This window comes from Ruegeria sp. CDSC085, assembly GCF_059610465.1.
Window position 1 is genome coordinate 23,549 of record NZ_JBXWNR010000006.1, and the last position, 14,500, is coordinate 38,048.

Sequence of the window (14,500 nt, forward strand, 5' to 3'; positions counted from 1 at the left end):
CTCAGGCGGCGATTTCTTTCATGACAGCAAGGAATTTAGCGACTTCGCCAATCGAGTTGTAGTGACACATCGAGACTCGCACACAGGCGTCATAGCCAAGCGGCGTCAGGATATTGCCGGAATAGTGATCCGCCTTGCGCAGATGCGTGCGAATACCTTGTTCGTTCAGCCTTTTGACGACCTCGGACGAGGCCACGCCTTCGACACGCAGCGATACCAGACCTTCTCGCGCGGGATTGTCGGCCCCGCCCAGAATGGTGACTTTCTCCATCTCGGCCAGGCCGCTCAGATTGCCGGTGCCGTGGATCATCGCGTCGGTCAGCGCCTTTTCCTGCGCATGGATAGCATCACCCGCCGCCAGAAACTTGCCGCGCCGATCTTCGGCATCGCTGACCTGACTGCCCAGCCATTCGAAATAGGACACGACGTCTGACATAGTGGCATAAGCTCCGGTGTCGCGCGTGCCCATTTCCCAGTTGTCCGCTGGGCCATCCAGCAAGGCGTTGTGGTCCAGCGCGGTCAACCGTTCCGAAATCCAGGCGACACCGTAACCATGGCGCGAAAATACCTTGTAGGGTGAGATCACATAACCATCGACGTCATAGGCGGTCAGATCGATCCGGCCATGCGCTGCGTGCTGGATGCCATCGACGATGATGAAACAGTCCGGAGCCACGGTTCGGATGGCCTGAGAAACGGCAGCGACATCAACGCCCATTCCTGTCACCGGAGAGGTATGCAGGATCGTCGCCACTTTGGTATCCGGTGTCACAGCCGCGGCATAGGCTTCGGCCGAGACGGTGCCGGTGGCGTCAACATGGTGCAGCAAAACGTGGGTTTGCCCGGAAATGCGCGCCCAACGATCACAGGCCGAACGCGTGGCCGGGTGTTCCAATGTGGATCCCAGCACAACGCCCGGACCTGTTCCCAGACATGCGTTCATGATCAGCCGGAACAGCAGCTCTGTACCGCTTTCACCCACAAAGAACTGCCCGCCGGGTGCGTTCATGAAATCCCGCAAATCCGCCTTGGCCGCGTTGATCGTGGCAACCAGCGCATGAGATCCCGGATTGTCGCGCCCTTGGTTGTCCGGGATGGCGGCATAGCGCACCGAACTATCCAACACTGAATTCAATGTCAGTGCGCCTCCGGCATTCTCGAAAAAGATCCGCTCACCCTGTTCGGGGCAATGATCGATCTGGGCAAAGCGGCTGCGGATTTGTTTCAGCAGGCTCTCTGATATTTGGCTCATGGTCAGTGGTTCTTGTTTCGTTGTGTATGCAAAGCAGTGCTTTGACGAACCTAGGACGGTTCCTGCCGCAAGACATGCAAAAAAAACTGTGGCAAAGCGTTTGAATATTCTGTGCAAGTCGCGCGGGCACCAAACCAAAGCTTGTCACGACAGATACCACCCGTCGCCGGTGCCGAGACTCCGTGCCTGCGGCGGCGGATGGCATATCTCCTTGATTTCCGAACCGTCTGTGGCTGGTCGTTTACTCCGGCAAGTACTTTTCCGACCAGCTTTCAGCGGCTGATCCAGCAGAGATCATCGCATCGATATCCTCATCTGCATAACCGACGCTTCGCAGAATGCTGCGAGTATCCGCGCCGTATTTCGGCATCGGTCCCGGAATGACGATCCGGGCGCTTTCGGGTCGCACGGCATTTGGGGCAACCAGATCGCACCGCCGGCCCATGGGATGCATGTCATGCCGAATGACACTGAACGTTCCCCGCGTCAGGTCGATATTCCCGGCATTTTCCGGCTGCAACACGGCGTCGCGCGTGTCATGCAGCGATCCCAGAGGCATGACGGTGCTGGCGGAACCAGAAAACGCCTTTTGCCAGTATTCAACAGGTTGCCTGGCAAAACGATCCGCAAGAGCGGCCTGCAATTCCTTTTCCGGCACATCGGCCATGGTGGCAAGGTCTGAGACACGGCGCAGGGCTTCGCGCTGTTCGGCGGGTGCGGCAAAGAACATCCACCCGTCAGCCGCGCGATAGCAATGGTAGAATGGTCCCCAGCCCATTGCCTCGCGCCCGGAAGGTTCGTCAAAAGGCGCGCGGCCTTCGAAATCATACATCAACTGCGCCTGAATGAGGTTCCCGGCCGCCGCCAACGCAGCCCGCGCAATCCCGCCTTTGCCGGTTTTCTGCAATCTCAGCAAGGCCGCACCAAGCGCAACACATGCGCAATAACCGGTCAGCACGTCAATCGTACCGAAATGCGCGTGTTCTTCGGGTGTCGCCATGCCACCGCCAAAACGCACCATGACCCCTGTCGCCGCCTGCGCCAGGTCGTCATACCCCAGATGGTCCGACTTGGGTCCGCGCGCAGGACCGCCAAAGGCATCGAGTTGCACAAGTATGAGGCGGGGGTTGATCGCCGCCAGCTCTTCCTCGCTCAACCCCAAGGCATCGCGCTGCTCATCCGTGCCGTTCATCGTGATGACATCCGAGGATTCGATGAGCCACCGCAACGCCTGCTTTCCGTCATCCGAGCTCAAGTTCAGCAAAACACTTTGTTTTCCACGATGTGCGTGCAGGCCGAAAACCACGGTATTCCACGGATCGACCGAAGGCTCCACCGGCTGAACGGAAGTCACCTTTGCGCCAAATCGCGCCAGCGTGGACCCAATCGTCGGACCGGCGATCACGTTGGTCAGGTCCAACACCTTTAACCCCTCTAGCCAGCCTTGGTCACTTGCGGCTGGCGGTCCGCTGCGCGGCGGTTCAGCAAGTATCGTTGAAACGGGTGCGTCATCGGGATCCGGGCCCGGTTTTTTGACCAGCGCAGCGCCATCATCCACAAGCCAAGCAACATTTCCCATCTGCTTCATGTTCCCATGACGCGGGTCCTCTACCTCCAACACCAAACCTGAGGCCAAAGCATGTGGATCGGCCAGCCATTCCTTGCTGAACCGTTGCGCCGTTCCGGGCACCTTGGCAGACCCGAAAAGCGCTTCCCACTCATGAGACGGCCTTGTCAGGAAGGCCTTCTTCATCGCGCTGGACACACGCGCGCGATCCCTTGCTCCGACGGGGTAGTTGCGCAGCGACCATTCGTCTGGCCAGTCTGCAGCATCGAGATAGGCGTCGAAGTCCGGCAATTGATCGGCAAGGTCTTTGAGGCCAAGCGTCTCCAACACCCGCCGCGGATGTGTTTTCACACTGCCCGCGACCACATAGAACCCGCGCCCGTCGGCGCAGGTATAAGTTCGATAGAAAGGGTCCAGGAACTCTTCCAGTTCCGCAAAGCTCAGATCCGTTGGCAAGCCTTCGGCTGCGCGCCTGTCAAGTTCCACTTCGCGAGGAGACTTGTAGCGTTCGGGATAGTCTTCAATCTGCTCACAATTATAGACCAACCCTTCAAGCAACGCCGAAGCCAGAGGCACCTCGATGTGATCGCCTCCGTTCCGATCACGTGCAGCCAAAGCAAACTGCACGGCCATCGCGCCGAATGAAGCGCCATAGGCCGATGCCAGCGTCAAAGGCGAAAAGGATGGGTTGATGCCCATCAAGCGCCGGTTCAGCCCCATATCCGTGAACTGCCCGGTACGGGCAGCGATCACGGCTTCCCACGCGGGAAGATGTGCCAGCGCGGGATCGGTTGAGGCGAACCCCGGAAGTGACAATGACACGATGCGCGGATTTATGTCGCGCAGAGCTTTCGGACCCAGGCCCAGCCTCTGCATCACGCCGGGCCGGAAGTTCTCGATCACCACGTCAGCCCGGGCCACCAATTCGCGTGCGACCTTCAAACCCGCGTCCGATTTGAGGTCGATCGTCACAGCGGTTTTGCCACGTGACAGCGTATCAGTGGCCGGTTCTTTCAATCGCGGGCCACCGGGCGGGTCGATGCGGATTACTTTTGCCCCCAAATCGGCAAGCATCATGCCAACCAGTGGACCGGCCAGGTATTGGCCAAAATCGAGGACACGAATATGATCGAGCGGCCTTGCAGTCATTCGTTGCTACTCATCCAGAATGATAGATTGACTTTGCAGCGTGGGTTGTTGGCAGGTGTTCGCCATGCCCTTCCCGGAGCAGGCTGAATTGCCAAGCTTGGAACATAGTTTATCAATGCAACACCTGTCCTTATCCCGCGCGATAGAGTTGTCCCTACTGAGAGTCAAAGCCTCCTTCTGCGACAACTGGGCATACCATGCAGCCGAGCAAAGCCAAGGAGTTGTCCGATTTGACCAGGGGATGTCGCAAACGAGAAACATAGCTCAAAACTGCTCGTTTGTCGCATATTGAGAAGCGTTCCGAGGTCCGGATGGAAGTGGATCGGTCGCTATACGAGACCACCAGAAGATTGAGGCCAGAAACCAGAACGAGGGCTCGCTGAACGGCCGATGAAAGTGGACCTTCCAAGGTACCAAACGGCGCAAAACATATGATTACGGCGCGACACACCAGCGGCAATTGCAATTTCGTCATAGTGTCGCTTTTTCCGTCTTTATGCCATCTTCGTACATCAATTCGTCAAATTCACACCTATGAAATGTCACGGCTACTTGTCACGCTTGGCACAGGATAGGAAGAAGCGGAGATTTTTATGTCCTGGAATGTGTGCGTTGTCGGCGCTGGAAAGATCGGGCAGATGATCGCAACCCTTTTGAAAGGGTCGCCGAATTACTCTGTGACAGTGGCAGATCATGATCTGAAAGCTCTTGGCGATATCGCAAAAATGGGCGTTGGAACCAAGCAGATTGACGCCAAAGACGCGGACGGTCTGGCCCGGCAACTGAACGGATTCGATGCAGTCATCTCTGCGGCCCCGTTTTTCTTGACCCCTACGATTGCAAAAGCATCGAAAACAGCCGGCGCGCATTATTTTGACCTGACCGAAGATGTCGCGGCCACAAGCGCAGTACGTGAACTTGCCGAGGACAGCGCGACTGCATTTATGCCTCAGTGCGGTCTGGCACCAGGTTTTGTCGGCATCGCCGGGGCTTCGCTGGCGTCGGAGTTTGACGAGATTGACAGCCTGCATATGCGGGTGGGGGCATTGCCGCTTTATCCGACCAACGCGCTGAAATACAACCTGACCTGGTCCACCGACGGGTTGATCAACGAATACTGCAACCCATGCGATGCCATCGTGAATGGCAAGCTGGTCAAGACCGCGCCGCTGGAGAACTACGAAGTGCTGGGCCATGACGGTGTGGAATACGAATGCTTCAATACCTCGGGCGGTCTGGGCACTTTGCCGGAAACGCTGGAAGGCAAGGCGCGCGCTGTGTCCTATCGCTCGATCCGCTATCCGGGCCATTGCGATATCCTGAAACTGCTTCTGAACGACCTGGGACTGGAACGCCGCCGCGACCTGCTGAAGGAGATATTCGAGGCCGCCCTGCCCCGCACCGATCAGGATGTGGTGCTGGTATATTGTACCGCAAAGGGCAAGATCGACGGTGTGCTGCGCGAAAAGTCCCTGATCAACAAATCCTTTGCCCGCAGCATCAACGGACAGGTCTGGAGCGCCATTCAGGTCACGACCGCCGCAGGCGTGCTGGGGGTGGTCGATCTGATGCGGATCGGAGCGCTGCCCTCGAAAGGCTTTGTCCGGCAGGAACAAGTCAAGCTGGACGATTTCCTCAACACTGAATTCGGCCAGCTGTATCGCGCTGGTGACGTCACCGAACAGAACAAGGCGGCCTGAGATATGAAAGACATCGTTATGACAGCCCAAACCACGCTCGCAAATCTTGATCTGACCGAGGCCCAACTGAGAGGCGGCACGCTAAAGGTCACGTCACCGATTGACGGAAGCCTGCTGGCCGAAGTGCATGAGACGCAGATCTCTGACATGGACGCCATCTTTTCCCGTGCCAAGGCTGCGTTCAAGGAATGGCGCGTGGTCCCTGCCCCGCGCCGGGGTGAACTGATCCGCCTGTTGGGCGAGGAGTTGCGCGCGGCCAAGGATGACCTGGGCGCTTTGGTCAGTTGGGAAGCAGGCAAGATCACCTCGGAAGGTCTGGGCGAAGTGCAAGAGATGATCGACATCTGCGACTTTGCCGTCGGTCTGTCGCGTCAGCTCTATGGTCTGACTATCGCATCCGAACGTCCTGGCCACCGGATGATGGAAACCTGGCACCCTGCAGGACCGGTCGGCGTGATCTCGGCCTTCAACTTTCCGGTCGCGGTTTGGTCGTGGAACGCCGCTCTGGCAATTGTTTGCGGTGATCCGGTGATCTGGAAACCGTCCGAAAAAACCCCGGCGACGGCACTAGCCTGCCAGAAGGTTTTCGAACGCGCCCTGACCCGATTTGGCGATGCGCCGGACGGTCTGCTGCAAACGCTTATCGGTGGCGCCGATCTTGGGGAAAGGCTGGTGGCCAGCGAAGATGTTCCCGTGATCTCGGCCACGGGATCGACCCGCATGGGCCGCGCTGTCGCCCCCATCGTCGCACAGCGCTTTGGCAAGTGCATTCTGGAACTGGGGGGCAACAACGCAATGATCGTCGGCCCTTCGGCTGATCTGGAGATGGCAGTGCGCGCGATTGTCTTTTCGGCAGTAGGCACCGCTGGTCAGCGCTGCACCACGCTGCGTCGGCTGATCGTGCACAACTCTATCCGGGAAGAACTGGTGAGCCGTCTGAAAAAAGCCTATTCGGGTCTGCCCGTTGGCAATCCTCTGACAGAGGGCACATTGGTTGGTCCGCTTGTGGACGAAGCGGCGGGCGCGGCGATGACCGCAGCTTTGAAAGCAGCCGAAGCAGAAGGCGGTTCGGTGTTCGGCGGCAACCGCGTTACCGAAGGCGTTCCGACAGGCGTCTACATGGAACCTGCGATTGTCGAAATGCCCGATCAGACTTCAACAGTAAAAACCGAAACCTTTGCGCCGATCCTCTACGTCATAGGCTATGATGATTTCGAAGACGCGGTAGAGCTTCAGAACGACGTACCGCAAGGCCTCTCATCCTGCGTGTTTACCCTGAACATGCGCGAGGCCGAGCAGTTCCTGACCGCGGCCGGGTCCGATTGCGGCATTGCCAACGTCAATATCGGACCTTCAGGAGCAGAGATCGGTGGCGCTTTCGGCGGAGAGAAAGAAACCGGCGGCGGGCGTGAAAGCGGTTCGGACGCGTGGAAAGCTTATATGCGTCGCCAGACAAATACCGTGAATTACTCTGCCGAACTCCCACTGGCTCAGGGCGTCAAATTCGACATCTGAGTATCACTGGAAAGCCGTTGGGGAAAACCTCGCAAAGCTTGCGAATACATCATCCGGGACAACCAGTCCCGGGTGATTTTCAATATTCATTCAAGCATGTTATGGCGGCAACCAAAGCACAGGCAAGGTCAGCTTCGTTTACGCGGTTATCCACCGGGCAGCATAGATCCGGCACCTGACTAACCAGACCTGTTTCAGGCCAGGGGTTCGGATGCCGACACAGCAGCGGTCATTCCGGGACTGATTGATTGCCATGCGTTTATCGCCGGGGTAGCGGCTGACTGCCCGCCTCTTTTCATGAAGGCAATCCAACACCTTTCGGCGAGGGGTTGTCCGGGGCTTTGCGCGACCTCATTGATCAGGGGATGGTCCTGTCCGATGCGCTGGCGCTGTTCACCTCATACGTGGCCCATGCGCTGAAGCCGCATCGCGCAGGTCGCCGGAAAGCGGGAATGGGCGCCGATCCGGTGGTTCTTGACGAAAACCTTGCTGTACGGCATGAGATGGCCCCGGGGGGAATGGCATGTCCGCGATGGCCAGGTAGCCCGACGCGGCATGTATGAACAGATTTAAGCGTCCGAGCGGTCCCCGGTGATTGCCCGCTTCAGCACCGGAAGGTAGTTAAGATATGTGCCCTGCACCCGTTGATGCAGAGACCCCACGCGGGTTCATTATCCCGATCGGAGGCGGCGAAGATCGCGTCAAGGAAATGCAGATCCATCGCAAGTTCGTTGAGCTTTCTGGCGGCGAAGATGCTGACATCGTCGTAATCCCGACAGCCTCGATGCTGGAAGAAACAGGACCCGATTATAACCGCATCTTTTCAGAGCTGGGCGCGGGCAAGGTTGAGTTCCTGCCTATCTCGCGCAGGGCGGATTGTGACAACCCCGAGTATGCCGAGATGCTTGACCGGGCGACCGGAGTTTTCATGACCGGTGGAAACCAGTTGCGCCTGTCTGCGATTCTTGGAGGAACTCTGGTCGCCCAAAAAATACGCCGACGTAATGCAGCCGGTGTACCGGTTGCCGGAACTTCGGCGGGCGCCTCGATCATGTCCGAGCATATGGTGGCCGGTGGAAGCGGCAACTCGGCACCTGCCGAAGGCAATATCACACTTGCACCGGGCATGGGCCTGACCAATGCTGTCATCATCGATCAGCATTTCACGCAGCGGAACCGTTTGGGTCGGCTGCTAACAGCTTCATCTTTCAACCCATTTCTGATCGGCCTTGGCATTGACGAAGACACGGCCGCCTTCATCGGACCCGACAACGTCTTCGAAGTCATCGGCAGCGGTTCGGTTACCGTGGTCGACGCCAGCCAGTTGACACATTCATCAATGTGGGACGCCCGGCGGGGCGAAGCGCTGAGCCTGCTGGGACTTCGGCTTGACGTTCTGGGCGAAGGGTGCCGTTATGATCTGACGGCTCGCCAGGCTTTTCCGCCAGATGAGCATATGGCGTTCTGCACGTTGCCGGATTAATCCGGTTAAGAGGCCGCCAGCGGGGGAAATTAAAGTTAACCAACGAGGAGCCTCATGAAAATAATCTCGACCAATGTATTTGTCGGCCCGAATGTCTGGGCAAGTTTCCCGGTTATTCGCCACGTCATCGATCTTGGTGTTCTGGAAGAGTGGCCCTCGGCAAAAATTGGTTCCGAGTTTATCGATGCATTGATCGAGGCGCTTCCTGGTCTTGCCGAACATGGCTGTTCCTATCGCGAACCCGGCGGTTTCATCCGCCGCCTGCGCGAAGACGAAGGCACGTGGCTGGGTCACGTTCTGGAACATTGTGCCATCGAGGTTCAGAACGTAGCCGGCTCCGATGTGACCTTTGGCCGGACGCGCGGCACAGGCGAACCGGGCCACTACAACATGGTGTACGAATACCGTCAGCGCGACGTTGGTCTGGATGCAGGTAAACTTGCGATGCGACTACTGATGCACCTATTGCCGCAATCTTTGAAAGAACAGGTGGATTGCGATTTCGACCCGGACTTCAACTGGGACGATGAGCTGCGCAGTTTTGTTCTGCGCGCGCAGCGCAAGGAATTCGGCCCGTCGACTGGATCGCTGGTCAAGGCGGCGCAAGAACGCGACATACCCTGGATCAGGCTCAACTCTGGCTCGCTGGTGCAATTCGGGCACGGCAAATATCAAAAACGCATTCAGGCGACGATTACATCCGAGACCAAACATATCTCGGTCGAGATTTCCTGCGACAAGGAAGATACCCACAACCTGCTGAACGATCTTGGCCTTCCGGTACCGCAACAGCGCATGGTCCACTCCGCGCACGAAGCAGTGCACGCTGCACGGCGTATTGGCCATCCGGTGGTCGTCAAACCGTTGAACGCCAATCATGGGCGGGGGGTTTCGATCAATCTGAACTCGGATGAAGAGGTCGAGGCTGGCTTCGCCGAGGCCAAGGAACATTCCCGCAGCCGCGCCATTCTGGTGGAAAGCTTTGTCACCGGGTTCGATCACAGGATGCTGGTGGTAAATAACAAGCTGGTTGCAGTAGCCAAACGGGTTCCGGGCCATGTGGTCGGTGACGGCACACACACGATTGCCGAGTTGGTCGATATCGTGAACGAAGACCCGCGCCGGGGCATCGGGCATGAAAAAGTGCTGACCATGTTGGAGATCGACAATCAGGCCAAACGTCTAATGGAAGCCGCGGGCGTAACCGAAGAAACCGTATTGCCAGACGGTGAGGTTTTCTATCTGCGCTCGACCGCGAACCTTTCGACGGGCGGCACTGCAATCGACCTGACAGATGTGGTGCACCCCGACAACCGCGACATGGCGGAACGTGCCATCATGGCGGTTGGGCTGGATGTGGGCGGCGTCGATTTCCTGATCGACGACATCACCAATTCCTACAAGGACATTGGTGGTGCAATTGTCGAAGTGAACGCAGCACCCGGGTTCCGAATGCATGTGGCCCCGTCCGAAGGACAGCCACGCGATGCGGCAGGCAAAGTGATCGACATGCTGTTTCCGGCCAATGAGGAAACCCGCATCCCGATCGCCGCGATCACCGGCACAAATGGCAAGACGACAACGTCACGGATGCTCGGGCATATCATGAAGACCAGCGGCAAGATCGTTGGCATGACCTCTACTGACGGTGTCTATGTAGACGGAAAACTGAGCGTCAAGGGTGACATGACCGGGCCAAAATCGGCACAGATCGTCTTGCGCGACCCGATGGTTGACTTCGCCGTAATGGAAACCGCGCGCGGAGGGCTTGTGCGGTCTGGTCTGGGATACCAGCGTTCGAACGTGGCGGCATGCCTGAACGTCTCGGCCGACCACCTTGGCCTTGGCGGCATAAACACGGTCGAGGAACTGGCTGTGGTGAAACGCGTGGTGGTGGAAAGCGCCACGGATACAGCGGTTCTGAATGCCGATGACATCAATTGTCTGAAAATGGCCGATTATGCCGGGTCAGATCAGATCTTCTATGTCACAACCAACCCCGGCCACGGCCTTGTCAAGGAACATATCAAGGCGGGCGGAAAGGCTATCGTGCTGGAAAAGGGCATGAGCGGCGACATGCTGACGATTTATGACAACGGGCTGCATATTCCGGTACTATGGTCGCATCTGATCCCTGCCACGTTGGAAGGCAAGGCAATCTTCAACGTTCAAAACGCCATGTTCGCTGCAGCGATGGCGTATAGTTTTGGGGTTGATCTGGACAACATCCGGCACGGGTTGCGCACCTTCGATACCAGTTATTTCCAGGCTCCGGGGCGCATGAACGTCTATGACGAGCATTCGTTCAAGGTGATCCTGGATTACGGCCATAACCCCGCCGCACTCAAAGCGATGGCTGCGCTGGCCGATCAATTGGAGATCAAGGGTCGCAGACTGTGCGTGGTTGCCATGCCTGGCGACCGGCGCAATGAAGATATTGTAGACGGAGCAGCCGCGCTGGCCGGACATTTTGACCATTTCATCTGCAAGGCCGATGACCGCCGCAGGGGTCGGGGGCACGACGAAGTGCCGCAAATGATGCGTCAGGCACTGATCGACAACGGGGTCGACGACGCATCCATTACAATCATCCCGGATGAGGTTGAGGCCGTAAATGCCGGGCTGGAGCAAGCAGCGCCGGGGGATCTGTTGGTGATCTTCGGCGACGAAACGACACGCTGCTGGAAACAAATCATCTATTTCAACTCTGACAGTAAAGCCCCAGATACCGAGGATGCACCGAGGACCAGTCCCGCCGACAATTCGTTCGAGGACATGTTCGAAAGCGATCAAAACCTGATCCGAGACGAGCGCGGCGTGCGTTTAGCTCGTGAGATCAGCGAAGACGCCGACTGAGCGGAGGCGCCGGAATGGACCGGATTGAAGAGCTTGAAACCGCGCTGACCATTGCAAGCGCGACCGCTGATAATATTCAGGTGGATGACGCCCGGCGTCTGACTGGACCCGGCCTGCTATGGAATAAACCCGGGGCAGTGATGGATGTATTTTTCACCGAGATTGACCCATCTCGGGTCTCTGCGCTGTGGGAGAAAAATGCCCGGCGCGTGCTGGACGCGCTGGGATGGCAGGATCAGGACCTGGCATATCGCACCTTTACCGGCGGCATCAATCTGGTGATATCCGCACCGATGGATCAGCTGTATTCTGCGATCTTCGCGGCGCAGACGGCATGGCACTTCTGTGCCGCCGAATTGTTGGGCGCAACTTCCGGTGACTTTGATCAAATGGTGGCGGATGTCAAAGCTGTCATGGCCAAAGAAGCCAATCCCCGCCTGATCGAGCTGATCACAGCGGCCGAGGCGCATGGCGTGGACATTCTGTGTGACGATGATGAGATTTCAATCGGCCACGGCACAGGCAGTCAGGTCTGGCCGGTCGATGCGCTGCCCGCCCCCGGTGACGTGGACTGGTCCAGCCTTCACAACATTCCCGTTGCGTTCATCACCGGAACCAATGGCAAGACCACGACGACCCGATTGCTTGAAGCGATCGCGCGCGCCTCGGGCAAAGTCGCTGGGTTGACCTCGACCGAGTTTGTGCGCGTGGGCGACGATATTCTGGACCGAGGTGATTACTCGGGCCCCGGGGGCGGCCGGATGTTGCTGCGCGACAAGCGGCTTGAGATCGCATGCCTCGAAGTGGCCCGTGGGGGGATACTGCGCCGCGGCCTGCCGACGCGTGCGGCCACGGCGGCGGCTGTCACCAACGTCGCGAATGACCATTTGGGCCAATACGGCGTCAATACCGTGCCGGAACTGGCGCAGGCGAAGTTTGCCGTTCACCGAACGCTGGTCGAAGGCGGTGTGCTGGCCCTGAACGCTGACGACGCGTATGTTCGGGCCGAGGCAAAAAACACGTTGGCGAATATCTGGTGGTTTTCGCTGGACATGCAGAACGATCTGATACGTCAAGCCCGAGAAGCGGGCCGGCGCTGCGCCTATTTGCACCAAGGCAACATCATCTATTTTGATGGCAGTTCCGAAAGGAACGTGATTGCCGTGTCAGGTGTGCCCCTGACAATAGGCGGGGTGGCGAAATACAATATTCTGAACGCATTGGCAGCCATGTGCCTTGCTCTGGCGCTGGATCTACCCTTTCAGGCGGTGCGGGATGGGCTGGCGGGTTTCAAACCTGATGCACAGGACAATCCGGGGCGCTGCAACGAGTTCAATCATAATGACGCGCGTGTTTTTGTAGACTTCGCACATAACCCGCACTCGATTTCCGCCGTGTGCGATGCGCTGTCAGGCCTTCCGGCAAAACGTCGCTTTATCATGCTCAGCCATGCAGGTGACAGATCGGATCAGGACATTCGGGACGTCACCGCGACGGCTTTGAAGTTCCAACCCGACGTGATCGTTGCCGCTGAACTGGAAGGTTATCTGAGAGGCCGGGCCTTGGGCGAAATCCCGGACCTGATCGAAGGGACGGCTTTGCAGAACGGATACAGGGCTGATCAGATCCAAAGGGCCCGATCCCCTTCTCAGGCGGCCGCCAATATTCTGGATCAACTCGAGCCCGGGGATCTTGCCTTGTTGCTTGTCCTATCAGAACGCGACGCTGTACTTGAGATGCTGGGCGCGTAGGTGCAACGCCCGTTGGAGTATCCCGGTGATCGATTGAAAAGCAAACCAAGCTGACAATCGGCTTGCGGCGGCCAGGAAATCACCGCCATGAGGGACTGTCAGCCCGGTCATTGATTTTCTCAGATTGTGTGGACTTAATCCATCGTTCGAGTTCGCCGGCGGAGGCTGAGCCAATTCACTCGCCGACGTTGTCAAACCCTTGGCGCCAATGGTGATCTCTTCACAATCATCCGAGACATTGCGGAACAGATCGATCAGGCCGGTAAAGCATGGGTGGTGTCGTCCTACCTTTACCCTCAACAGATACGATCCGGTTTGGGTGGACAATGTCGTGAGGTGCTTATCTCTGCAGAAAAAAAGCTGCTGAATAGCCTTCACCGTGCAGGTTCAACTTCTCAATCCTGACATTATTCGATTGCAGGTTTTCCCACTGCGCAGTTACTCGCCCAACAGACGCGACAGGTGTTCTGAACCCCTGCGCAAGGTGTCGAGAAATGACATCAGACTGCCAACATCATGCCGTTGCGTTGGGGCATGAACTGAAAGCGTGGCGACAAGCCTGCCCTGCGCGTCCTGTACTGGCACCGCGATTGCCACCATACCTGCCATGAATTCTTCGTCGTCGGTGGAGAATCCCCGCTCGGCCGTCATCTTGATTTCGCTCAACAAAGACTCCGGCTCTGTCAACGAACGGGTGGTCTGCTGTTTCAGTTTTCCCGCCGACAAGAACCCGTTCAGAGTTTTGGGGCGCAAGGTGGAAAGGTACATCTTGCCACTGGCCGTGCAGTGGAACGGCACCTGGGTTCCGATTGGCAATTGAATCCGTAGCGGCCATTTGGTTTCCACACGGTCGAGGTAGATCATGCCTTCTCGATCCGGGATGGCCAGATTGCATGTTTCGCCCACTTCGTCCGCCACACCGCGCAGGATGGCAAGACGCGCGGTCCGCAGATGTTCGGCGGACATGGTATTCACGGACAACAGCCGCAATCGTCTGCCCGGACCATAAGACCGTCCGTCAAGATCACGTTGCAGAAACCCCTCTGCTTCTGCCGTTTGCAGCAAACGATGGATTGTGGGCTTGGCCAATCCCAATGCGTCGATCAGGTCCGAGGGTTTGACCGCCACCCCGCGCCGTGCCACCTCTTCAAGGATCAGCAACAGGCGCAGGTTGGTGGGTATCTGAGGTTCTCGGTCTTTTGTATCCGTCTGGGCCATTCCTTCACA

General features: G+C 57.7%; 10 protein-coding genes. 6 read left to right on the forward strand and 4 right to left on the reverse strand.

The window, feature by feature from the left end; all coding sequences use genetic code 11:
• Window position 1: 1 nt before the first annotated feature.
• On the reverse strand, window positions 2-1,252 hold the full coding sequence (locus AC2FJB_RS10820; RefSeq protein WP_496718469.1) for an aminotransferase class V-fold PLP-dependent enzyme: 1,251 nt from the start codon (window positions 1,250-1,252) through the stop codon (window positions 2-4).
• A 241-nt stretch (window positions 1,253-1,493) separates the two neighbouring features.
• Window positions 1,494-3,968 (reverse strand): CoA transferase, encoded by a 2,475-nt coding sequence (locus AC2FJB_RS10825; RefSeq protein ID WP_496718468.1) that lies wholly within the window; start codon window positions 3,966-3,968, stop codon window positions 1,494-1,496.
• Window positions 3,969-4,561: 593 nt separating this feature from the next.
• Between AC2FJB_RS10825 and AC2FJB_RS10830 the strand changes: the two genes are divergently transcribed.
• The 6 genes from AC2FJB_RS10830 to AC2FJB_RS10855 all read left to right on the forward strand — a co-directional run bounded on the left by AC2FJB_RS10830 (window position 4,562) and on the right by AC2FJB_RS10855 (window position 13,273).
• Window positions 4,562-5,668 carry a saccharopine dehydrogenase family protein gene (locus AC2FJB_RS10830; RefSeq protein WP_496718467.1) on the forward strand — a complete coding sequence of 369 codons (1,107 nt, stop codon included), beginning with the start codon at window positions 4,562-4,564 and terminating at the stop codon, window positions 5,666-5,668.
• Window positions 5,669-5,686: 18 nt separating this feature from the next.
• Window positions 5,687-7,183, forward strand: coding sequence for an L-piperidine-6-carboxylate dehydrogenase (amaB, locus tag AC2FJB_RS10835; protein WP_496718495.1), 1,497 nt, complete (start codon window positions 5,687-5,689; stop codon window positions 7,181-7,183).
• Window positions 7,184-7,524: 341 nt separating this feature from the next.
• Window positions 7,525-7,746, forward strand: a complete 222-nt coding sequence (locus AC2FJB_RS10840; protein WP_496718466.1) for a hypothetical protein — start codon at window positions 7,525-7,527, stop codon at window positions 7,744-7,746.
• A 65-nt stretch (window positions 7,747-7,811) separates the two neighbouring features.
• Window positions 7,812-8,666 (forward strand): cyanophycinase, encoded by an 855-nt coding sequence (locus AC2FJB_RS10845; protein WP_117873661.1) that lies wholly within the window; start codon window positions 7,812-7,814, stop codon window positions 8,664-8,666.
• Between the two features lie 54 nt (window positions 8,667-8,720).
• Window positions 8,721-11,522, forward strand: a complete 2,802-nt coding sequence (cphA, locus tag AC2FJB_RS10850; RefSeq protein ID WP_496718465.1) for a cyanophycin synthetase — start codon at window positions 8,721-8,723, stop codon at window positions 11,520-11,522.
• A 14-nt stretch (window positions 11,523-11,536) separates the two neighbouring features.
• Window positions 11,537-13,273, forward strand: coding sequence for a Mur ligase family protein (locus tag AC2FJB_RS10855; protein WP_496718464.1), 1,737 nt, complete (start codon window positions 11,537-11,539; stop codon window positions 13,271-13,273).
• On the opposite strand, the gene AC2FJB_RS10860 is transcribed toward AC2FJB_RS10855, so the two are convergent.
• On the reverse strand, window positions 13,235-13,651 hold the full coding sequence (locus AC2FJB_RS10860; RefSeq protein ID WP_496718462.1) for a hypothetical protein: 417 nt from the start codon (window positions 13,649-13,651) through the stop codon (window positions 13,235-13,237). The genes AC2FJB_RS10855 and AC2FJB_RS10860 overlap by 39 nt on opposite strands.
• A 60-nt stretch (window positions 13,652-13,711) precedes the next feature.
• Window positions 13,712-14,491 carry an IclR family transcriptional regulator gene (locus tag AC2FJB_RS10865; protein ID WP_496718461.1) on the reverse strand — a complete coding sequence of 260 codons (780 nt, stop codon included), beginning with the start codon at window positions 14,489-14,491 and terminating at the stop codon, window positions 13,712-13,714.
• Between the last annotated feature and the right edge of the window lie 9 nt (window positions 14,492-14,500).